Origin of the sequence: Nitrosophilus kaiyonis (assembly GCF_027943725.1) — a bacterium.
In the GTDB taxonomy this organism is placed as follows: domain Bacteria; phylum Campylobacterota; class Campylobacteria; order Campylobacterales; family Nitratiruptoraceae; genus Nitrosophilus_A; species Nitrosophilus_A kaiyonis.
Genome location: NZ_AP025696.1, coordinates 184,783 through 206,461, shown reverse-complemented (window position 1 = coordinate 206,461; position 21,679 = coordinate 184,783). Strand labels below are relative to the sequence as shown.

Sequence of the window (21,679 nt, the reverse complement as noted above, 5' to 3'; positions counted from 1 at the left end):
TAGTGGTTAATTTTTAACTATTATATAAAAAACTATAAAATCTTATGAAGAGTTGTTGCTTTTTGCATCCAGACTTTTAACTCTTCCCACTCCTCTTTTTCAATTAGCTCTTGAGCATATTTTAACTCTTTTTTGAAAACATCAATAGATACTAACAGATTTTTTTTATTCTGTTTAAAAATATCACTCCACATATTTGGTGAACTTTTTGCAAGTCTACTCATATCTTTAAAACCACCTGCTGCTAAAATCAATATACTTTTTGGATCTTCCTGTTTTAATACACTATTTGCCAAGGCATAGCTGATTGCATGAGGAAGGTGACTAATAAAAGCTGCATGTTTATCATGTTCGGATGCATCCATATAAACAATTTGCATACCAATTTTTACAAAAATATCTTCTGCTAACTCTTTTTGTTTTTCACCACTATCTTCTACATTGCATAAAACTACAATTTTATCTTTATACAATCCTTTAAAGGCTGCAGTTGGACCAAATTTTTCTGTTCCTGTCATTGGATGGGCAGCCACAAAATTTTTTCTTATCTCTTTTGGGCAGCTATTTACAATTTTCTCTTTTGTACTGCCAAGATCAATGATTGTTGTATCTGGATCTACATCTTTTAATTTTTCTAAAGCATCTATTATTCCTTCAACAGGAATTGCTAAAAAGATAATATCACATTTTTTAATATCTTCAAATTCTACAATTTTATCAACAAGTCCTAAACTTAGGGCCTCTTTTTTATGATTTGGATTTCTATCATAGCCTACAATTTTTTTAATGAATCTAAGCTCTTTTAAATCTAGAGCTAATGAGCCACCCATGAGACCAAGACCAACTATTCCAACAATCATAGGAAACCTTTTTAATATTTTGATAAATGTAATTATATCTCTTTTGCTTTTAATCAATATTAATTAAAATATTGGTAAACTTAACACCAAAATTAAATCAAAAAATGAGGTTTTTATGAAAAAGATATTTTTTACTATTTTTATTGCTACAACTATTGTTTTAAATGCTAAAAATATCAAGGATATTAAATTTGAAGGTTTAATTCATATTTCTCCTTCTACTGCTATGGAGATTATGGGTATTTATCCAGGAAGTGAAATAGATATTGAAAAAATCGATAAAGCTATAAAAAAATTTTATGAACAGGGTTACTTTAAAGATATCTGGGTTACCGAAGAAGATGGTGTTTTAACCTTTCATTTTGTAGAAAAACCATTAATTTCTAAAGTTGATATTATTGGGTATTTAGAGAGTAAAAAAGAGGAACTCCCAAATATTATTGGAATAAAAAAGGGCGATATATATGATGAAGAAAAGATTGAAGAAGCAAAGCAAAAAATTATTCAAAAAGCAAAAGAGGAAGGATATTACGACACAATAGTTGAAGTGGATACAACGACTTTAAAAAATGGTAGTGTTGAAGTTGATTTTGTAGTAAATAAAGGTGAAAACATTATTATTAGAAAACTTGACATTTGTGGTATACATGCTTTTGATAAAAGTGATATTGAAGATGTTGTTGCAAATAAAGAGAGAGATTTTCTTGGTTGGATGTGGGGATTTGATAGTGGAAAAGTAAATATGGATCAGCTTGAATTTGATAGTGCTAGAATAAAAGATCTTTACATGAGAAAGGGTTATCTTGATGCTAAAGTTAGTAATCCTTTTTTAAGAGTAGATTTTAATACATATAATGCAAAACTTCTTTATCATGTAGAAGAGGGAAAACCATATGTTGTAGAAGATGTAAAAATATATCTTACAGAGCCAGTTATAGATATCAAAAAGTTAAAAGAGGATTTGAAGTTAAGAAAAGGAAAAGTTTTCAATATTGAGAAATTAAGAAAAGATATGCAAAAAATTAAAGAGAAAATTGCAGATTTAGGATATGCTTTTGTTAGAGTTGCTCCAAATTTCAAAAAAAATGAAAAAGAGCATACAGCAATTGTTGAATATACAGTTATTCCAGGTAAAAAAGTTTATATTAGAGATGTTATTATTTCTGGAAACCAAAGAACATTAGATAGAGTAATAAGAAGAGAAGTTTTATTAGCACCTGGAGATCTGTATAATTTAACAGACTTAAAAGATTCAAAAAATGCATTAAAAAGGACAGGTTTTTTTGAAGATGTAACAATTGAAGAGAGAAGAGTCAGTGAAAATCAGATAGATCTTTTAGTAAAAGTTAAAGAGATGCCTACAGGAAATATTATGTTAGGTGGAGGATATGGATCTTATGAAGGTGTTATCTTAAATGCGAGCATATCTGATAAAAATATTTTTGGTAGCGGAATAGATGCAAGTTTTTCTATTGATTATTCATCTAAATCACTAAGATTTAATCTTGGTGTATTTAATCCAAGAATTTTTGATAGCGATTATAGTTTGGGAGTCAATTTATATAATACAACTTATGAATCATATGATTATACTCAAAAAAGAAGAGGTGGCTCAATAGGTGTTGGAAAACAGCTTATGAGATATTTAAGAGGTTCAGTCTCATATCAATATGAACAGAGTGAACTTAGTGATGTTACATTTGATAGTATCTATTTTCCGGAAGGGAAATTTATAAAAAGTTCAATTACACCTTCTCTTTCTTGGGATAATACGGATGATTATTATGTTCCAAGACATGGATTTGTTGCATCTACCTCACTTGAATATGCAGGAATTGGAGGGGATGAAGAGTATATAAAAAGTTATACAAAATTTGCATATTTTTATGGTTTAGAAGATCTGATTGATTATGATTTGATATTAAGATATAAAGCAAGACTTGGATATATATCTGATCAAGGTTATCTTCCTGTAAATGAAAAATTTTATATGGGTGGAATTAGAAGTGTTAGGGGTTATTCGTCAGGTTCTTTATCTCCAAAAGATAGTGAAGGAAGATTGATTGGTGGTAAAGAGACATTTTCAAATAGTATAGAGGCAAGTATTCCTTTAATGGAATCAGCTCGTATGAGGCTTGCTTTTTTCCTTGATTATGGGATGATTGGAGAAGATAGTTTTAATGAAATAAAAAGAAGTGGAGCTGGAGCTGCAATAGAGTGGTTATCTCCTATGGGACCAATTCAGCTAATTTTTGCAACACCTCTTGATGATAAGCCTGGAGATAGAACCTCAAATTTTGAATTTAGTATGGGAACGAAGTTTTGATAAAGAGGACAAAGGTTGAAGGATGAAGTGAGCGAGGGCAAAGCGAAACTTTGAGCAAGCAAACTGCTTTGCTTACTGGCGTATGCTATGCTCACTTCGTTCGCATAAACGCATCGCCGTGCGGAGATACAAACAACAAGCAGTTGTCGTTTGCTTAACGCTCCTCCCGTCCCGAAGCGAAAGCTGAGAGTATATGCGAAGCCGAAATTCAAGGAATTTCGTGTCTGAGCATACGAACAGCTGGTTTACCTTGAAGAAAATCAAATGAGCAAAGCGAATGAAGATTTTCGGTTAAATTTGAGGATGAAGGATGTAGGGGATAAAGGAATGAGGCGACCAATTCCCAATTACGATTCACGAAATAAATTTAATAGCAAATGGAGCGGGTTTTTTAATATTTTTGATCTCTTCTTTTGCAAGATATAGTTCATTCTCGCTTTTTATATATAAAATTTTATTTTCATAAAATATTTCAAATTTTGGGCAGCTTAGATCTTTATTTATTATTTCAGCTAATGTAAGTATAAAACTAAGCCAATTAACTATATCTAAAGATGGAAGAAGTTTTTTAAAATCTTTAATATAAGAATTTGCCGGTAGCTTTTTTTTATGAAATCTAATAAGTGTAGATATCAAAACTATATCTTTATGTGTTACTTTATATTCTAAATCATTTAGAATAATATATGAACTATGTTTATGGTGTTCATAAAAATCTATTTTTATACCAATATTCGATAGCTTTGCTGCTATTAGAAGATGATTTTTAAATCTATTTTCTTTATCAAATAGAAAATTTATAGCATCATAAATTTTAGATGCATTTTTATAAAAACATTTACTATTTTTCTCATTTAGACAAAATCTATCAAGGAGACTTTTTACACTGGGATTAAAATTGTAAGGAAATTTATAATTGGAATTTCTTAAAAGATCATATAAAAAAACCCCTTCTCTTACACCAACTCCACTTGTGATTATTTTTTTAATATTTAAATATTTCAATATTTCAGCAAATATCAGTGCTCCTTCTCTGATAGTATCAAATCTATCTTTTTTTATATAAAACTTTTTAAGTTTATGTGTAGGAGAATTAATGATTTTTTCAATATATTTTATCTCTTTATTTAATTCATATTCAAATGCGTGAAGTTTATCTAAAGGGTATTGGTTTTTTTGCATTATGGATTTCGATAAAGCTCTTATTGTTCCACCTATGCCTATAGCTAATTCTTGGGAAAAATTATCTGGAATTTTTTCAAGCTCTTTTTTGATAAATTCAATTGCATCTTTTATATTGGAACCTTTATCAAAAAAAAGCTCTTTTAATCTAACAGTCCCAAGATTTAAAGAGATTGTGTTTAAGACTTTTGAGTTTTGAATAAGAGCTAGTTCTGTAGAGCCACCACCTATATCAATAGTTATACCATCTTTAATCGGAAGAAGATTTAAAGCTGCTATACCACCAAAAAAGGCCTCTTTTTCACCATCAATAACTTTTATATTTAGTTTTAACTCTTTTTTTATTCTATTTAAAAAAATATTTTTATTGGGAGCATCTCTTAAAGCTGAAGTTGCTACACATAATATTTTTCTTACTTTATAAGATTTTGCAATATTTAAAAACTCTTTTAATGCCCTATAACCTCTCTCCATAGGCTTTGGCTGAAGGAGGCCACCATTTTCATAGGCTCCTTCGCCTATTCTAACTCTACTTTTTACTTCTTCAAGAAGATAAAATCCAAATCTACTTGTTCTTTCAATAATTATCATTCTTGCAGAATTAGAACCGATATCAATTATTGCGGTTCTTTTGGCCATTAATCCTCTTCTTCTTTTATAATTTGTTCATATTTTAGTTTAAGCTCAGCCATTGTTTCAACATTATCTGGATCTGGTACAATGCATTCAACAGGACAAACTGCTATACATGCTGGCTCATCATAAAATCCTACACATTCAGTACATCTATCTGGATCAATAACATAAATTGGATCACCCTCTTCAATAGCTTCAGTAGGGCACTCTTCTCTGCAAGCATCACATGCTATGCATTCATCTGTTATCATTAATGACATTCTTCCTCCCTCTTAAAAAAAATTAAATATCGCAATTTATATCCGAAAAATACTTAATTAAAAATAAATAATTTAACATATCGGACAAGCAAGTGTTGAAGGAATTATGAGAGTTGCAACTGCTCCTTTTCTATCTTTTCTATTTTTTATGCTTATTGTAGCTCCCATAGCATCAGCTGCACTTTTTGCTAAAAATAGTCCAAGTCCAACTCCGCTCTTTTCACCACTTCTTTTAAAAGGAGCAAATAGATCCATTTTCTCATCAATACCTGGACCTTCGTCAATTACTTCAATTTTTAAACCATCTTCAATTGGTCTACTTTTTAATATAATTTTCCCACCAACAGGTGTAAATTTTATTGCATTTTGAATAAAGTTTTGTAATATATGATTTACTAAAGTAGGTTGAATTGTGGTTTTATATTTATCTGGTTTTAGATCAATTATAAGTTCTTTATTCTCTTGTTCTGCAAGTAATTTATAGTTATTTGCTTTTTCTTTTAAAAAAGCAATAACATCCATTTGTACCGGTGGTTCAAAATGATCTCCCTCTTGTCTGCCAATTTTAAGAACATTTTCAATCATTTTATTCATTTCATTAATTGTTTTAATATTTAATTTTATTGTTTCAATATACTCTTGAGGCTCTCTTTTTTTGATGAGCGTAACTTCATTTTTAAGTTTCATAACTGCTAGAGGAGTTTTAAGCTCATGAGCCACACCAATGAAAAGCTCTTTTTGATATTTTACAAAAGTTTGAATTCTGTTTATTAGCATATTAATAGATCTTCCAAGTGGCTGAAACTCTTCAGGAAGATTTTCTATTTTTATAGGTTTTAGCATATTTTCATTCATATCTGCCAATTTTTTTGTAAAGGAAGTAATATATGTTGTAAGCATTTTAGAAAGCAAAAATGCATATATTATAATAAGAGCAAATCCTAAAATATTTGCAAAAAGAATAATCCTATATATTTTATGTAAAAGATGTGTAACAGAAGAGATATTTTTTTCGATTTTTAAAAAGGTTTGTTCTTGAAAATTGTATGGATAATATAAAATAGCAAAATATTCCCTTCCTTTTTTTACAACAGTAAAAAATACATTGTTGATATTTGATGGTTTAGGAATAATTTTGACATTTATATCTAATGTATTTTTAAGATAAAAACTATCTATTTTTGTTCCTGCATGTTGGTCAGGAATTGTAGTAACTATATATTTGGCTTGTCTAACTAAGCCATCTTCAAGTTCTTGATAGAGCGAATGTTTTATGTAGCTATATAAAAATGTAGAAAAAATTGCAATTAGTGCAGCAGAAGCCAGCACTAACTGCCATATGAATTTACCTCTTATGCTCCTCTTGGAAAACAAAATCTATAGCCTCTTCTTCTAACAGTTTCTATAGTGGTAATTCCTAAAGGTTTATCAAGTTTTTGTCTAATTTGATTTATTGCAACTTCGATAACATTTGGAGTAACAAGTTCTGGTTCTTCCCAAATAGCATCAAGAAGCTGCTCTTTTGATACAATTTGATCTTTATGTCTAGCAAGATGTGTTAGAACTTCGAAAGGTTTTCCTTTAAGTTCAATCTCTTTATCTTTATAAGTTATTTTTTCCTCTTCAGGATTAATGATTAACTCTTCAATTTCAATAATATTGCTTCCACCAAATCTTAATCTTGCTTCTATTCTAGCAACTAAAACATCAAAATCAAAAGGCTTTCTTATATAATCATCTGCTCCAGCTCTTAAAGCCTCTATTTCACTCTCTTTGTCATCTCTTGCTGATAAAACAATAACAATAGTTTTTGGGCTATTTTGCTTAACTTGAGTAACTAATTCTAATCCACTTCCATCTGGAAGCATCCAGTCTGCTAATATTAGATCATAATTTCTAATATCTAAATAATAGAGTGCATCTTTTAGATTTTCTGCAACATCACTTTGGTACCCAAACTCTTTTAGACCCTCAGCTAAGGTTTTATTAAGTGTAACTTCATCTTCTACGATTAAAATTCTCATCGTACCCCTTTATCTTAGATTAATTTTAAGCGAGATTATATCACAATTTTAGAAAAATTTAAAGAAATTTTCAACTTTTTTTAATATTAGATTAGGTAAATATAATTAATACTCTTTATTATATTCTATACCTACTATGCAATCAGGGAGTATTTGGGGCTTTTTAAGTGAGATTTTAACTTTTTTTATTTGGGGGAATTTAGTTTTTAAATTTTTACTTAATAAAATAAGTGCATCTTCAATAATTTCAAATTTTCCTTTTTTTATAAATTTTTTTGAAAAATTTACAATTTCTGCATAATCGATATAATCATTTTGATAATCATAATCTATATAAAAATTCATAACTATTTTTTGAGGAATCTCTTTTTCTTTTTCTAGTATTCCAATAATTGCATAAAACTCTAAATTTTCTATTGTTATTTTCATACAGCTGCTTTTTCTTCTTTTTTTATAAGTCTTATAATATTTGGAATATGTTTATAAACAACTATAGCAGCTATTAAAATAATAGGAGCATGAGATTTTATATGTGGAATCTGAGGATGAATGACAAAGCTTGAAACTAAAAGAACAAAAAGACCTGTCAAAGATGACAAAGATGAAATTTTAGTAACTTTTGCAGTTATTGCCCAAGCAATCAAAGCTAAAACTGTTTCAACTGGAAGCATTATAAGTAAAACTCCAACACCAGTTGCAATACCTTTCCCACCTTCAAATTTTAAAAAAGGACTAAAACAGTGACCAAGAACAGCTAAAACAGCTATAGCCCATTGAGTAGCAAATGATAAACCAATAGCTTTAGCAATCAATATAACAATCATACCCTTTAAAGCATCAAGAATAATTGTGGCAACAGCAAGCTTTTTTGCTAATACAGGATCCTTTTCTTTAACAACTCTTAAAACATTTGTGGCACCAATACTTTTGCTGCCAGCCTCTTTTATATTAGTTTTGGCAAAAATTTTTGCAAGAATCAGACCAAATGGGATTCCGCCTACAATATAAGCAATAAAATAAAACCATACATTAATATTTGTTATAAAATCCATCCTATCTATTATCCTTATATTCAAAAATTTCATATAATTTTAGCTAAAATTACATAATATTATGTTTATGTAAAAGACTCTTGTTTAAAAAAGGAGATTCGTGAAAGATATTAAAGCTATTCAAGATGAAATAAAAAAATTAAAAGAGGAGCTATCTGTTACAATTGTTGCTCACTATTATCAAAAAGATGAGGTATTTGAGATTGCAGATATTACAGGAGACAGTTTAGAGCTTGCAAAAAGGTCAAAAGAGAGTGATAGTGAATTTATTCTATTTTGTGGTGTAGGATTTATGGGGCAAAGTGTAAAAATTTTAGATCCAAAAAAACGAGTTGTAATGCCCAAAATTGCATGCTGTGCAATGGCTAGAATGATTGATTCTACATATTTTGATCAATCAGTTGAGTATTTGATTGAAAAAGGAATAAAAAAAGAGGATATTTTACCAGTTACTTATATAAATTCTGGTGCAGAAGTAAAAGCAAAAGTTGGGAAAATGGGTGGCATGGTTTGTACAAGCAGTAGTGCAAAAAAGATCATTGAAAAGGCATTAAAAACTGGTAAAAAGATTCTTTTTGTTCCAGATAAATGTTTGGGTCAAAATATAGCTTGGATGATGGGACTTAAAAGTTGTGTTATTGGAGAAGGAGAGTGTGATCCAAAAGAGGCTGATATTATATGTTATAACGGATTTTGTTCAGTACATCAGCTTTTTGAAGTTGAAGATATTGAGTTTTATAGAAAAAAATTTCCAGGTATTAAAATTGCAGCACATCCAGAGTGTAAACCAGAAGTTTGTAAATTGGCCGATTTTGTAGGATCAACAAGTCAGCTTTTACATTATGTGAGGTCTTTACCTATTGAGCAAAAAGTTGCAGTAGCAACTGAATATAATTTTGTTCATAGACTTAGAGAAAAAAATACATATGTTTTATCTTCAACAAAACCTGAATGTCCTACGATGAATGAGACAACTTTGCAAGATGTTTTAGATGTATTAAATGCTATAAAAAACAACAAGCCTTTCAATGAGATTTTTGTTGATGAAGATACAAGAAAATGGGCAAATATTGCTTTAGAGAGAATGTTTGAATATTTAAAAGGATAAAAATGTTTCTTGAAGATTTTGCAAAAAGAGTTTTAGCTGAGGATATAGGAAGAGGAGATCTTTTTGAAAAGATTGCTATACCAAAAGATGCTGAAGCTAAAATCATAGCTAAAAGCAGTGGAGTTTTAGCTGGAGTTAAATATGCTAATGCCATTGCAAAGATAGTAAATCTTGATATATCTTGGCTAAAAAATGATTCAGATTTTTTCGAAATAGGTGATTTAATAGCAATTGTAAAAGGAAAATCTACAGATATTTTAAAAAGTGAAAGGTCTATATTAAATACCATTTTACATGCTAGCTCAATAGCAACAAATACATCTAAATTTGTTGAGAAATTAAAAGATACTAATATAAAGATTTTAGATACAAGAAAAACAAGACCAATGCTTAGAGAGTTTGAAAAATATGCAGTAATTTGTGGAGGAGGGCACAATCATAGACTAGGTCTTGATGACTGTTTGATGCTAAAAGATACCCATTTAAAAACTGTTAAAAATTTGAAAGATTTTCTAAAAGAGGCAAGAAAAAAGATACCTTTTACATCAAAAATAGAGATAGAGTGTGAAAATTTTGATATGGCCTGTGAAGCGATGAGAGCTGGTGCAGATATAGTGATGTGTGATAATATGGAAGTAGATGAGATAAAAAAAGTTACTAAATTTAGAGATGAAAACTATCCTCATATTCTTATCGAAGCAAGTGGTAATGTCACTTTGGAAAATATAGATAGATTTATAGGAAGTGGCGTAGATGCAATAAGTTCTGGTAGTTTAGTTCATCATGCCATCTGGCCTGATATCTCTATGAAAATGCTTTAATCAATAAAGGTATTAAATGTATAAAAAGGCATATGAACTAATAAAAAATGCTTCAAATATTGCATTGATATCACATATTAATCCTGATGGGGATGCGCTTGGAAGCTCTTTAGCGATATATGATATTTTAAAAAAAATGAATAAAAAAGTATCTATAGTTAATGTAACTAAGAATCTTCCTTATAATCTAAATTTTCTTCCTGGATTTAATAAAATAAAAACCGACCTTCCAAAAAAAGTTGATCTTTTAATATCTTTTGATTGCGGAAGTTTTGATAGACTGGGCATTGATAGAAGAGATTTTAAAATTATAAATTTTGATCATCATATTACCAATACAAAATATGGAGATATAAATTTAATAGAGAATGATTTTGCTGCAACAGGTGAAGTTGTTTATAAATTTTTAAAAGAAAATGGCATAAAAATCTCAAAAGAGTGTGCTATTTGCATATATACCGCTTTAGTAAGCGATACTGGCTTTTTTCAATATGAAAGTGTCAATGAAAGAGTTTTTAATATTGCTGCTGAGCTTGTAAAACTTGGAGTAGCTCCAGATTTTATAGCTAAAATGTTAAATGAGAGAGAGCCTTTAGCAAAAGTAAGACTAACCGCAAAAATTTTAGATACATTGACTCTTTATTTAAATGCCAAAGTGGCTGTTGTATTTTTAACACAGGAGATGTTAAAGAAGTGTGGAGCTACTGTTGATATGGCTGAAAATGCATCAAATATTGCTAGAAGTCTTGCAACAGTTGAGGTTGGAATATTGCTTAGAGAAGAGGAAGATGGAAGAATTAAAGTTTCATTAAGATCGAAAAATTATGTAGATGTTAGTAAAATTGCAAAGATGTTTGAAGGGGGAGGACATAAAAGAGCCGCTGGTTTTGTCAGTGAATATAGAGATTTTAATGTTGTTTTAGATGAACTATTGCAAATTTTGAAGAAGGAGTTAAATTGAGAAGAAAAGGTAACAAATTTAAAATATTAACTATTTTGTTTTTGATAGCAATAGTAGGAATTGGAGGATATATATATACTTCAAAAGATTTTGAAAGAGTAAAACCAACTATTGAAATAGTAAATAAAATATATTGGAATATGAAAAAGCCGATAGAAGTTGTTTTGAAAGATAATGTTGGAATAAAATCTTATAAAATAACAATGAACGATGGTAAGAATGAACAAGTAGTTGCAGAAGCAGAATTGGAAAAACCTGTTAAACTACTAACAATACCTGTTGATGCTCCAAAAGTTGGAATGCTTTTTGAATCAAATAAAGCAATAATTAATATAGAAGTAACTGATAATAGTAAATGGAACTATTTTAGAGGAAACAGAGCATCTAAAAAAGTATATGTAATCATAGATAGAAAAAAACCTTCTCAATATGTAATAGCAAATTCATACAAGATAAGAAAAGGCGGATGTGCTACAGTAATTTTCAAATCAACTGATGATAATTTAAAAGATGTTTATATTCTCACAAATTTTGGTAAAAAATTTATTCCTCAGCCATTTTATAAGAAGGGATATTATATATCCTTGATTGCATGGCCAATACAAGAGAAAAATTTTAGAGCATATATTGTAAGTGAAGATTTAGCAGGAAATAGAGCAAAAACGTATATAAGATATTTTTTACAAGATAAAAAGTATAAAAAGAGCAAAATTGATCTTAAAAGAAGCTTTTTAGAAGGAAAAGTTTCAGATATTGCAAATGAGTTTGCTGAAACTGCTAAAATGAGTGATCTTGAAAAATTTAAATTTGTGAATGAAACTTTGAGAAATAAAAATGAAAAACTAATTCATGATATAACTTCTAAAGTTTTTAATGAAAAAGTCGATAATTTTAATATAAAACCTTTTTATCCATTAAAAAATGCAGCTGCAGTAGCAAGTTTTGGAGATCACAGGTATTATTATTATAAAGGAAAGTTTGTAAGTGAGTCTTACCATCTAGGTTTAGATTTAGCAAGTACAAAAATGGCACCGATAATTGCAAGCAATGATGGAAAAGTTGTTTATGCAGATTATAATGGGATATACGGAAATATGCCCATAATTTATCATGGCTTAGGTTTATATACTTTATATGGGCACTGTTCTGAATTAAGAGTAAAAAAAGGTGATGATGTAAAAAGGGGTGATGTAATAGCAAAAACCGGTTTAACCGGTTTAGCTCTTGGGGATCATTTACATTTTGGAATTCTTGTACAAGGTGTTGAAGTATTGCCAAGCGAATGGATGGATAAAAGATGGATAAAGTTAAATGTTGTAAATGTAATCAAAGATGCAAAAAAATTGATTGATATGGAAAAATGAACTAGTGTTAAGTTTTTTTATGATAAAATGAGCAAAATTTAAAATTTAAGGTTATCTATGAAGCAGACAACTATATCTAAAAAAGTTGAATTAACTGGTATTGGACTTCACAAAGGAAAACCTGTTAAATTAATATTAGAGCCACTTGAAGATGATATGGGGATAATTTTTTATAGAAAAGATTTAGGAGTTAGTATTCCACTAAATCCAAATTTTGTTGTAAATACTAAAATGGCAACAGTTTTAGGAAAAGATGATGCAACTATATCAACAATTGAACATTTAATGTCTGCAGTATTTTCATATGGAATAGATAATCTTAGAATTACTATTGATGCTGATGAGATTCCTATTATGGATGGAAGTAGTATAAGTTTTTGTATGCTTTTAGATGAAGCAGGGATAAAAAAATTATCAAAAAATAAAAAATTTATGAAAATAAAAAAAGAGGTTACTGTAAAAGATGGGGATAAATATGTAAAGTTAAAACCTTCAAATTCTCTTAAATTTAATTTTGAGATATTTTTTGACCATCCAGTTATTAAAAATCAAAAATTTAGTTTTGATTTTACTAAGAAAGGTTTTATAAAAGATATTGCAAAAGCAAGGACATTTGGCTTTTTACATGAGGTACAATATTTAAGAAGTATAGGTTTAGCTCTTGGTGGTAGTTTAGATAATGCTATAGTATTGGATGATAGAAAAATTTTAAATAGTGAAGGTTTAAGATTTAATGATGAGTTTGTTAGACATAAGATTTTAGATGCAATTGGGGATATGTCTTTACTTGGATATGCTTTTATGGGAGAGTATGAATCTTATGCTGGAAGTCATCATCTAAATCATCTTCTAACATTAGAGCTATTAAAAGATAAAGATAATTATGAAGTAATTGAAGTGAAAACTAAAGAGCAAGAGGTATATGCTTTTGAAAAAGCATTTGCCTAATATAGATATAGTTATAGTCTCTTTATCTAAAATAAAAATAGGCCTTTATAAAGACTCTATTTTATTTGAAGAGATAGAAACTAATGAAAAAACTAGCGAATATCTCCCAAAGATTTACAATGAACTAATCAAAAAATATAATATAGAAAGAATAGTCTATTCGAGGGGGCCGGGAAGTTTTATGTCATTAAAATTGACATATGTTTTTTTAAAAACATTAAATATATCTAAAAATATAAAGCTTTTTGCGTGTGATGGATTTGTTTTTACAAACAATAGTCCTATAAAAGCAATGGGAAATCTCTATTTTGTTAAGGAAAATGGTAAAATTTCTTTGAAAAAGTTTGAAAATGAAGTAGAAACTCAAATATCTCTTCCAAAAAATATTAATTTAATAAAATATGATGAAAATATAGAACCGTTATATATTTTACCAGCAGTTTAAAGGAGAGTTTTGATAATAAGTGTTCCAGCTACAAGCGCAAATTTGGGCCCAGGTTTTGATACATTAGGAATTGCTATTAATTTGAGAAATGAAGTTCATATAAAAGAGTCGAAATTTTTTAGTGTATCTATAAAAGGTGAAGGGGCTAAAAATTTTAAATTAAAGGGTAACAATCTATTTATAAGAATTTTCAATGAATATTTTAGAAATTTAACAGATATTAAAAATAGGCCAAAATTTAGATTTACTTTTTATAATAATATCCCTTTATCTCGTGGACTTGGTAGTAGTTCTGCAGTGATTGTAAGCGCAATTGCTGCTGCTTATGAGATGGCTGGAGTTTCAGTACCTAAAAGAAAAATCTTAAATTTAGCACTAACTTATGAATCTCATCCAGATAATATTACTCCTGCTGTAATGGGTGGTTTTAATGTTGCAGTAGTAGAAAATAACAGAGTCTATTCTATAAAAAAAGAGATTCCTAAAAATTTAAAAGCTGTTGTAGTTATACCAAATAAACCTATTTCAACTGCTCAGTCAAGAACAAAGCTTCCAAAATTTTATAATAAAGAAGATGCAATATTTAATCTTTCACACTCCTCATTATTAACTGCAGCTATATTCGCTCATGATTGGGAGATGCTAAAAATTGCATCAAAAGATAGATTTCATCAAAATATAAGAATGAAAAATATGCCAATTCTTTTTGAAGTACAAAAAATAGCTTTGGAAAATGGGGCTTTAATGAGTACTCTTTCTGGAAGTGGCTCTACTTTTTTTAATATGGTATATCAAGATGATGCTCAAAAATTAAAAGAGATTTTAAAAAAATCTTTTACAGATTTTAGAGTAGAAATGTATGATTTTGATAATGATGGTCTAATTGTTTCAAATAAGTGATAATATAAACTATAAATTTTGGTAAATCTTAACTTTTTGGTATAATTAGCCCCAATGAGCAAGCCGATTAGAATGTGCATAAATTGTAAAGAACGCTTTTTACAAAAGGATCTTTTAAGACTTCAATGTGTGAATAAAAAAATCACAAAACATAGCGGTATAGGTAGAAGTTTTTATATATGTAAAAAGTGTTTAAATGATAAAAATTTAGCTAAAAATTTGGCAAAAATATGCAAAATTGATCCAAAAACGGCCCTTAAAATGTTAAAGGAGATTATAGATAATGGATAAAGTGAGAATCCATGAGATTGCAAGTGAACTTGGTTTAAAAAGTAAAGAAGTAGTAGAAAAAGCAAAAGAGTTAGGTCTTAATGTTAAAGCAGCATCAAGCGGTGTAACATTAGAAGATGCACAAAATTTGATGGAATATATAATGAGTGGTGCAAAACCACAAAAAGAGAAGACACCTGAAACTAAGAAAGTTGAAAAGAAAGAAAAAGTAGAAGCAAAAGAAGAGAAAAAAGAGAGTGTAAAAAAAGTAGAAGAGAAGAAAATAAAAGTAAAAAAAGAAGAAATTAAAGAAAAAGAGGTTAAAGAAAAAGAGTCTCTTGCCCCAAGTAGTGTTAAAAAAAGAAGAGGTCTTGTTATAGTTAAAAAGAAAAAAGCTGTTGAAGAGGCAAAAGAAAAAGAGAAAATTGAAGAAGTAACAGCACCTAAAAAAGAGGAAAAAGAAGAGATAGAACTTCCTAAAAGAAAACCTAAAAAAGCAAAAAAAGCTCCTGCTCCTACAAAAAAAGAGACAGGTAAAAAAATTGAGATATTAGCAGATAGAGATTTAAGTAATGTAAGTGTTGAATTGGAAGAAGAAGAGGTAGTGCTTCCTGATTTTAGTGAAGAGCTTCAAAAAGTAGAAGAGGAAGAGAAAAAGAAAAAAGAGCTTGATGAGAAAAAATTAAAAGTATCAAGAAAAAGCTTTACTCTTGAGACAAGAAGTTTAAGTAGAGGTAAAAAGAAAAAGAAAAAGAAAAAAGAGGTTAAAGAGGAAAAAGAGATTAAAGAGATTGTTATACCAGAAAACATAAGAGTTTATGAATTTGCAGAAAAGATAAATAAAAGTGTTGGTGAAGTTATAAAAGTTCTTTTTAATCTTGGTATGATGGTAACAAAAAATGATTTTCTTGATAAAGATACTTTAGAGATTCTTGGCGAAGAGTTTGATTTAGATATTAAAACAAAAAATATGGAAGAAGAGATAGATTATGTAAAAGCATATGATTCTATTGAAGATGATTATTTAGAAGAGAGACCACCAGTAATTACTGTAATGGGTCATGTTGACCATGGTAAAACATCTTTACTTGATAGAATTAGAAAAACAAAAGTAACAGAAAAAGAAGCAGGTGGAATTACTCAGCACATTGGTGCTTATATGGTTACAAAAGATGGCAAAAAAATTACATTTATTGATACACCTGGCCACGAAGCCTTTACGGAAATGAGAGCAAGAGGTGCCCAAGTTACTGATATAGCAATCATTGTTGTTGCAGCAGATGATGGTGTAAAGCCTCAAACAGTTGAAGCGGTAAATCACGCGAAAAGTGCAGATGTACCTATGATTGTTGCAATCAATAAGATTGATAAACCAGATGCTAATCCAGACCTTGTAAAATCTCAACTCTCTGAACTAGGCATTACTCCAATTGAGTGGGGCGGGGAGTATGAGTTTGTTGAGGTTAGCGCATTAACTGGCCAAGGAATTGATGATCTACTTGAGACTATTCTTCTTCAAGCAGAAGTTTTAGAGTTAAAAGCTAATCCAAAAAGAGAAGCAAAAGCAGTTGTTATAGAGAGCTCTTTAGAAAAAGGAAGAGGACCTGTAGCTACAGTTATCGTAAAAAATGGTACTCTTCATCAAGGTGATCATATTGTTTGTGGTATAGCATATGGTAGAGTTAGAAGTCTTATAAATGATGAAGGAAAAAATATAAAAGAGATTGCTCCAGGAGAGCCAGGAGTTGTTATAGGACTTGATAAAGTCCCAAATGCTGGTGATGTTATGATTGCAGTTAAAGATGCTGAAACTGCAAGAGTTTACGCAGAAAAAAGAGCTGAACTTGAAAGACAAAAAGAGCTTAGCAAATCAACAAAAGTAACTCTTGAAGAGCTTAGCCAACTTGTAAAAGAGGGACAAATTAAAAAACTTCCAGTTATTATTAAAGCTGATACTCAAGGAAGTTTAGAAGCAATAAAAGGAAGTTTAGAAAAATTAAAAAATGAAGAGGTAAAAATTGATATTATTCATGCTGGAGTTGGAGCAATAACAGAGAGTGATGTAACTTTAGCAGATGCTAGTGATAATGCAATAATATTAGGATTTAATGTTAGACCTACAGGAAGTGTGAAAAATAAAGCAAAACAGCTTGGCGTACAGATAAAAACATATTCAATAATTTATGATTTAATTGATGATGTAAAAGCATTGCTAAGTGGGCTTCTTTCTCCAGTTATTAAAGAAGAGGCTATTGGACAAGCTGAAGTTAGAGAAACATTTAATGTTCCTAAAGTTGGTACAGTGGCTGGATGTATGGTTACAGATGGAAAAATTGAAAGAAATGCTAAAGCAAGAGTTATCAGAGACGGTGTTGTGATTTATGATACAAAAATAGCATCACTTAAAAGATTCAAAGAGGATGTCAAAGAGGTTACAAAAGGTTATGAGTGTGGAATTATGCTTGAAAATTTCAATGATATAAAAGTTGGAGATTATATAGAGGCTTATAAAGAGGTGGAAGAAGCAGCCACTTTGTAGTTGAGTGAGCGAGGGCAAGCCCTGAAGGCTTAGAAGACAACTGCTTGTCTTCTGTGCCCGAGTGAAAGCAGCGACTATATGCGAAGCCGAAATTCAAGGAATTTTGTGTCTGAGCATAGGCGCTGCTGGTGAACCTTAGAGCAAATCAAATGAGCAAAACGAATTAAGATTTGCGGTTAGGGTGAAGGTTGAAGGTAAAACTAATTCCCAATTACGAATCACGATTTACGATTCACGAATTACGAACAAAGGTAAAAAATGACTCCGGGTGAAATAAAAAGAGCAAGACAAGCATCATTATTGATAGAACTTATATCAGAAGCTCTTGGACAAATGAATGATGAAATTTTAAGAGGAGTTACTGTTACTGATGTTGTTGTTAAAAAAGGTGGATATGATGCTGATGTATACATAGATCCATCAATTTATACAGAAGATGAGAAAAAAGAGATTTTAAAAAAGTTAAAAAAAGCTGCTCCTTTACTTCAAAGTTTTTGTTTAGAATCAAGTGGATGGTTTAAATGCCCAAAATTTCATTTTAAATTTGATGAAAATATTGAGCAATCTAAAAGAATTGAAGAACTTTTCAAAAAAATAAAGGATAAGGGTTGAGTTTAGAAGAGGAAATTAAAAAAATAGTTGAATCTTGTGGTGCTAAACTTTATGATATTGAAACAGTAACTGAGCATGGCAAGACTATTTATAGAGTAACTATTCAACATCCAGAGGGTGTCGATCTTGATTTGTGTGCAGATATTAGCAATCTTATTTCTCCGCTTTTAGATGTAAATCCTCCTGTTAGAGGAGATTATAATCTTGAAGTTAGTTCACCAGGAATTGAGAGAAAATTAAAAAAGTTATCACATTTTAAAAACTCAATTGGTGAGGATGTAAAAGTTGTTTTGCATGATGGAACCCAAATAAAGGGAAAATTGGAAAAGGTTGAAGATAATAAAATATTTATAAAAACTGAGCATAACGAAGAGATAATAGATTTTGATAATATAGCAAGTGCAAAGACATATTTTGAATGGTAGCTCAAGAATTTTATATGGATTTGGCTATTAATGAGGCCTGGAAATATCAAGGTTTAACATATCCAAATCCAGCAGTTGGTGCAGTAGTTGTAAAAGAAAATCAAATTTTATCTATTGGTGCGCATAAAATTGCAGGAAGCTTTCATGCTGAATTAGCTGCAATTAAAGATGCATATAAATATTTAACTGGCGATGAAAAAGTTGATAATATAAAAAAACCAGAAATTTTACACGGTTATTTAATAAAAAATGCAAAAAATCTTTTTGAAAATTCGCAAATCTATATAACATTAGAGCCTTGTGCACATTATGGTAAAACTCCTCCATGCTCACTGCTAATAAAAAATCTTGGATTTAAAAAAGTTATATATGCTATTGATGACCCAAATAAAAAAGCAAGTGGCGGGGGAGAGCTTTTAAAAAAAAGTGGTGTTGAAGTAGTTAAAGGTGTCAAAGAAAAAGAAGCTTTAGAATTAATTGAGCCATTTTTAAAATGGCAAAAGAGTAGTTTTGTTTTTTTTAAACTAGCACAAACATTAAATGGAGTAATTACAGGTGGAACTATCTCTTGTGAAAAATCAAGAGAGTATGTTCATAAATTAAGAGATAAAATAGATCTATTAGTTATTGGAGGAAATACTGTTAGGGTTGATAGACCTACATTAGATAGCAGAATGATAAAAGGAAAAGCACCAGATATTTTAATATATAGTAAAAGAAAAGATTTTGATAAAAATATACCTCTTTTTAATGTTAAAAATAGAAAAGTTTTTATTGATGATAGTTTTGAAAAGTTAAAAAATTATAGATATATTATGATTGAGGGTGGAGAGGGTATGCTTGAAGCTACAAAAGATATAGTTGATTGGTATCTTTTTTTTGTAAGCGCAAATATAAAACAGGGAAAAAATTATCAATTTGATAAAAAATTAAAAATTTTAAATCAAAGAAAGATTGATAAAGATTTGATGATCTGGAGCAAAAATGGATAAACAGAAAAAAATAGTAAATATGTTTAACGATATAGCAAAAACTTATGATTTGGCAAATAGAGTTTTAAGTTTTGGAAGCGATATCTCTTGGAGAAAAAAAGCTTGTAAAAAAGCATATAAATATTACAATAAAAAAGAAATAGATAGAATCACTGATGTTGCTTGTGGTACTGGAGATATGCTTGGATTTTGGGAAAAAATTGCAAAAAATGAAAAAATAGATGTAAAAGAGTTTTTGGGAGTTGATCCATCTTCTAAAATGCTTGAAGTTGCAAAAGAAAAATTTCCACATTTTAACTATATTGAAGCTTTTGCACAAAAACTTCCCATAGAGAGTGAATCTAGCGATTTTATTAGTATAACCTATGGAATAAGAAATGTTGTTGATAGGATAGATGCTATAAAAGAGTTTCAAAGAGTTTTGAAAAAGGGTGGAGTTTTAGTCATTTTAGAATTTACAAGAAGAGAAAAGATGAGTTTGTTTGATAATTTAGTTGAATTTTATATGAAAAAAGTTTTGCCAGTTGTTGGAGGATTGGTATCAGGAAATAAAGAGGCCTATGAGTATCTTCCAAACTCAATTGATAATTTTTTAACTACTGAGCAATTGATAAGCGAACTTATAGAAAATGGCTTTAAAATTATGGAAGTAAAATCTTTTTCTTTTGGAATCTCAACAATGTTTATAGCAAAAAAGATATGAATATTATAACAGTAAGCGAACTAAACGAAAAGATTAAAAATCTTTTGGAATCCCATTTTATTGAAGTATATGTAGAAGGAGAGATATCAAGACCGACTTACCATACAAGCGGTCATCTATATTTTAGTTTAAAAGATGAATTAAGTGTAATTAGAGCTGTAATGTTTAGAAGCTATGTAAGAGGTCTTGATTTTAAGCTTGAAGATGGGTTAAAGGTTATTGTTTCTGGAAAAATTGGAGTATACAAGCCAAGGGGTGAATACCAACTTTACGCTACAAAAATCCATCTATCAGGAACAGGCTCTTTAGCGTTAGCTTTTGAGCAGTTAAAAAAGAGACTTGAAGCAAAGGGTTATTTTAAAAAAGAGAGAAAAAAAGAGATCCCAAAATATATAGATACTATTGCAATTGTTACTTCAAGAACTGGTGCGGCTCTTCAAGATATGCTAAGAGTTGTAAATAACAGATGGCCACTTGTAAAAATATATATTATTAACTCTCTTGTTCAAGGGAAAGAAGCTGCAAAAGATATAGCTGATTCTATAAAAATTGCAGATAGTCTTGGTGCTGATGTTATGATAATAGGAAGAGGTGGAGGAAGTTTAGAAGATTTATGGTGTTTTAATGAAGAGATAGTAGCTGATGCTATATATAGAGCAAAAACTCCTATTGTTTCTGCAGTGGGTCATGAGATAGACTATTTAATTAGTGATTTTGTAGCAGATCTAAGAGCCCCTACTCCAAGTGCAGCTATGGAGATGATATTACCAGATAAATATGAGGCATTATTAAATATTGATGCATTAGAAGAGAGTTTAAAAAATTCATTTAAAAAGATAAACATGCATAAATTTGAGCTATTATCACATATGTACAAATCTTTTGAGCAGTTATCACCTAAAAGAAAATTAAAATTTTATGAAAATGATATAAAAAACCTTCTATCTTCTTTACAAAATAGTTTTACTTTTTATATTCAAAAGCAAGAGTCACAAATTCCAAGACTAAAAGATTCATTATCTCAAACAATGAAAAATCTAATATTTCATAAAAGTAAAGATATAGAGCATTTAAAAGAGAAAATTGAAAATATATATAGGTCAAAAGAGATTAAAAAAGGTTTTGCACAAGTTGTAAAAAATAAAAAGGTAGTTGATTTAAAAGATATAGAGATTGATGATATTTTTGAACTTCAAACTAAAGATGTTGTGATAGAGGCAAAAGCTCTATCTAAAAAGAATTTATCATAAA

The 21,679-nt window shown here is 29.5% G+C and carries 22 protein-coding genes; 15 read left to right on the top strand and 7 right to left on the bottom strand.

Going from position 1 to position 21,679, the window contains the following annotated elements; genetic code table 11:
• Positions 1-32 precede the first annotated feature (32 nt).
• Positions 33-860 (bottom strand): prephenate dehydrogenase, encoded by an 828-nt coding sequence (locus tag QML81_RS01050; RefSeq protein WP_281951342.1) that lies wholly within the window; start codon positions 858-860, stop codon positions 33-35.
• Between the two features lie 115 nt (positions 861-975).
• Here QML81_RS01050 and bamA point away from each other — a divergent pair, with 115 nt between their 5' ends.
• Complete coding sequence (gene bamA, locus QML81_RS01045; RefSeq protein WP_281951341.1) at positions 976-3,186, top strand: outer membrane protein assembly factor BamA; 2,211 nt, start codon at positions 976-978, stop codon at positions 3,184-3,186.
• Positions 3,187-3,540: 354 nt separating this feature from the next.
• Here the strand turns inward: bamA and QML81_RS01040 are convergent, their stop codons facing one another.
• The 6 genes from QML81_RS01040 to plsY form a co-directional block, all read right to left on the bottom strand.
• Positions 3,541-5,007 carry a Ppx/GppA phosphatase family protein gene (locus QML81_RS01040; protein WP_281951340.1) on the bottom strand — a complete coding sequence of 489 codons (1,467 nt, stop codon included), beginning with the start codon at positions 5,005-5,007 and terminating at the stop codon, positions 3,541-3,543.
• Positions 5,007-5,264 (bottom strand): YfhL family 4Fe-4S dicluster ferredoxin, encoded by a 258-nt coding sequence (locus QML81_RS01035; RefSeq protein ID WP_281951339.1) that lies wholly within the window; start codon positions 5,262-5,264, stop codon positions 5,007-5,009. The genes QML81_RS01040 and QML81_RS01035 overlap by 1 nt, the downstream gene beginning before the upstream one ends.
• A 72-nt stretch (positions 5,265-5,336) precedes the next feature.
• Entirely contained in the window at positions 5,337-6,593 is a 1,257-nt protein-coding gene (locus QML81_RS01030; RefSeq protein ID WP_281951338.1) for a sensor histidine kinase, read from the bottom strand.
• Positions 6,594-6,616: 23 nt separating this feature from the next.
• Complete coding sequence (gene hsrA / locus QML81_RS01025; RefSeq protein ID WP_281951337.1) at positions 6,617-7,288, bottom strand: homeostatic response regulator transcription factor HsrA; 672 nt, start codon at positions 7,286-7,288, stop codon at positions 6,617-6,619.
• A 105-nt stretch (positions 7,289-7,393) separates the two neighbouring features.
• Positions 7,394-7,717, bottom strand: coding sequence for a dihydroneopterin aldolase (locus QML81_RS01020; protein ID WP_281951336.1), 324 nt, complete (start codon positions 7,715-7,717; stop codon positions 7,394-7,396).
• The gene (plsY, locus tag QML81_RS01015; RefSeq protein WP_281951335.1) at positions 7,714-8,340 is read right to left on the bottom strand and encodes a glycerol-3-phosphate 1-O-acyltransferase PlsY; all 627 of its coding nucleotides are present in this window, start codon (positions 8,338-8,340) and stop codon (positions 7,714-7,716) included. Before plsY ends, QML81_RS01020 begins: the two co-directional genes overlap by 4 nt.
• Before the next feature lie 109 nt (positions 8,341-8,449).
• Here plsY and nadA point away from each other — a divergent pair, with 109 nt between their 5' ends.
• From nadA to xseA, 14 genes are all read left to right on the top strand, one after another.
• Positions 8,450-9,448 carry a quinolinate synthase NadA gene (gene nadA / locus QML81_RS01010; RefSeq protein ID WP_345741182.1) on the top strand — a complete coding sequence of 333 codons (999 nt, stop codon included), beginning with the start codon at positions 8,450-8,452 and terminating at the stop codon, positions 9,446-9,448.
• A 2-nt stretch (positions 9,449-9,450) separates the two neighbouring features.
• Positions 9,451-10,269, top strand: a complete 819-nt coding sequence (gene nadC, locus QML81_RS01005) for a carboxylating nicotinate-nucleotide diphosphorylase (RefSeq protein WP_281951333.1) — start codon at positions 9,451-9,453, stop codon at positions 10,267-10,269.
• A gap of 16 nt (positions 10,270-10,285) precedes the next feature.
• A complete protein-coding gene (locus tag QML81_RS01000) occupies positions 10,286-11,230 on the top strand; it encodes a DHH family phosphoesterase (RefSeq protein ID WP_281951332.1) in 945 nt (314 codons plus the stop codon).
• A complete protein-coding gene (pgp6, locus tag QML81_RS00995; protein ID WP_281951331.1) occupies positions 11,227-12,594 on the top strand; it encodes a peptidoglycan metallopeptidase Pgp6 in 1,368 nt (455 codons plus the stop codon). Before QML81_RS01000 ends, pgp6 begins: the two co-directional genes overlap by 4 nt.
• A gap of 57 nt (positions 12,595-12,651) precedes the next feature.
• The gene (gene lpxC, locus QML81_RS00990; protein ID WP_281951330.1) at positions 12,652-13,542 is read left to right on the top strand and encodes a UDP-3-O-acyl-N-acetylglucosamine deacetylase; all 891 of its coding nucleotides are present in this window, start codon (positions 12,652-12,654) and stop codon (positions 13,540-13,542) included.
• A complete protein-coding gene (locus tag QML81_RS00985) occupies positions 13,523-13,987 on the top strand; it encodes a hypothetical protein (protein WP_281951329.1) in 465 nt (154 codons plus the stop codon). Before lpxC ends, QML81_RS00985 begins: the two co-directional genes overlap by 20 nt.
• Before the next feature lie 9 nt (positions 13,988-13,996).
• Positions 13,997-14,887, top strand: a complete 891-nt coding sequence (gene thrB / locus QML81_RS00980; RefSeq protein ID WP_281951328.1) for a homoserine kinase — start codon at positions 13,997-13,999, stop codon at positions 14,885-14,887.
• 72 nt (positions 14,888-14,959) lie between these two features.
• Positions 14,960-15,178, top strand: a complete 219-nt coding sequence (locus QML81_RS00975; protein ID WP_281951327.1) for a DUF448 domain-containing protein — start codon at positions 14,960-14,962, stop codon at positions 15,176-15,178.
• Positions 15,171-17,696 carry a translation initiation factor IF-2 gene (gene infB, locus QML81_RS00970; RefSeq protein WP_281951326.1) on the top strand — a complete coding sequence of 842 codons (2,526 nt, stop codon included), beginning with the start codon at positions 15,171-15,173 and terminating at the stop codon, positions 17,694-17,696. Before QML81_RS00975 ends, infB begins: the two co-directional genes overlap by 8 nt.
• A 258-nt stretch (positions 17,697-17,954) precedes the next feature.
• Positions 17,955-18,308, top strand: coding sequence for a 30S ribosome-binding factor RbfA (gene rbfA / locus QML81_RS00965; RefSeq protein WP_281951325.1), 354 nt, complete (start codon positions 17,955-17,957; stop codon positions 18,306-18,308).
• Positions 18,305-18,733, top strand: coding sequence for a ribosome maturation factor RimP (gene rimP / locus QML81_RS00960; RefSeq protein WP_281951324.1), 429 nt, complete (start codon positions 18,305-18,307; stop codon positions 18,731-18,733). The genes rbfA and rimP overlap by 4 nt, the downstream gene beginning before the upstream one ends.
• A 14-nt stretch (positions 18,734-18,747) precedes the next feature.
• A complete protein-coding gene (gene ribD / locus QML81_RS00955; RefSeq protein WP_281951323.1) occupies positions 18,748-19,725 on the top strand; it encodes a bifunctional diaminohydroxyphosphoribosylaminopyrimidine deaminase/5-amino-6-(5-phosphoribosylamino)uracil reductase RibD in 978 nt (325 codons plus the stop codon).
• Positions 19,718-20,428, top strand: coding sequence for a bifunctional demethylmenaquinone methyltransferase/2-methoxy-6-polyprenyl-1,4-benzoquinol methylase UbiE (gene ubiE, locus QML81_RS00950; protein WP_281951322.1), 711 nt, complete (start codon positions 19,718-19,720; stop codon positions 20,426-20,428). The genes ribD and ubiE overlap by 8 nt, the downstream gene beginning before the upstream one ends.
• Positions 20,425-21,678, top strand: coding sequence for an exodeoxyribonuclease VII large subunit (gene xseA, locus QML81_RS00945; RefSeq protein WP_281951321.1), 1,254 nt, complete (start codon positions 20,425-20,427; stop codon positions 21,676-21,678). The genes ubiE and xseA overlap by 4 nt, the downstream gene beginning before the upstream one ends.
• Position 21,679 lies beyond the last annotated feature (1 nt).

Excerpts from the sequence above, each read along its gene's own strand:
- QML81_RS01050 (WP_281951342.1), bottom strand. The coding sequence starts at position 860 with ATGATTGTTGGAATAGTTGGTCTTGGTCTCATGGGTGGCTCATTAGCT.
- bamA (WP_281951341.1), top strand. The coding sequence starts at position 976 with ATGAAAAAGATATTTTTTACTATTTTTATTGCTACAACTATTGTTTTA.
- QML81_RS01040 (WP_281951340.1), bottom strand. The coding sequence starts at position 5,007 with ATGGCCAAAAGAACCGCAATAATTGATATCGGTTCTAATTCTGCAAGA.
- QML81_RS01035 (WP_281951339.1), bottom strand. The coding sequence starts at position 5,264 with ATGTCATTAATGATAACAGATGAATGCATAGCATGTGATGCTTGCAGA.
- hsrA (WP_281951337.1), bottom strand. The coding sequence starts at position 7,288 with ATGAGAATTTTAATCGTAGAAGATGAAGTTACACTTAATAAAACCTTA.
- QML81_RS01020 (WP_281951336.1), bottom strand. The coding sequence starts at position 7,717 with ATGAAAATAACAATAGAAAATTTAGAGTTTTATGCAATTATTGGAATA.
- plsY (WP_281951335.1), bottom strand. The coding sequence starts at position 8,340 with ATGGATTTTATAACAAATATTAATGTATGGTTTTATTTTATTGCTTAT.
- nadC (WP_281951333.1), top strand. The coding sequence starts at position 9,451 with ATGTTTCTTGAAGATTTTGCAAAAAGAGTTTTAGCTGAGGATATAGGA.
- QML81_RS01000 (WP_281951332.1), top strand. The coding sequence starts at position 10,286 with ATGTATAAAAAGGCATATGAACTAATAAAAAATGCTTCAAATATTGCA.
- lpxC (WP_281951330.1), top strand. The coding sequence starts at position 12,652 with ATGAAGCAGACAACTATATCTAAAAAAGTTGAATTAACTGGTATTGGA.
- QML81_RS00975 (WP_281951327.1), top strand. The coding sequence starts at position 14,960 with ATGTGCATAAATTGTAAAGAACGCTTTTTACAAAAGGATCTTTTAAGA.
- infB (WP_281951326.1), top strand. The coding sequence starts at position 15,171 with ATGGATAAAGTGAGAATCCATGAGATTGCAAGTGAACTTGGTTTAAAA.
- rbfA (WP_281951325.1), top strand. The coding sequence starts at position 17,955 with ATGACTCCGGGTGAAATAAAAAGAGCAAGACAAGCATCATTATTGATA.
- ribD (WP_281951323.1), top strand. The coding sequence starts at position 18,748 with ATGGATTTGGCTATTAATGAGGCCTGGAAATATCAAGGTTTAACATAT.
- ubiE (WP_281951322.1), top strand. The coding sequence starts at position 19,718 with ATGGATAAACAGAAAAAAATAGTAAATATGTTTAACGATATAGCAAAA.
- xseA (WP_281951321.1), top strand. The coding sequence starts at position 20,425 with ATGAATATTATAACAGTAAGCGAACTAAACGAAAAGATTAAAAATCTT.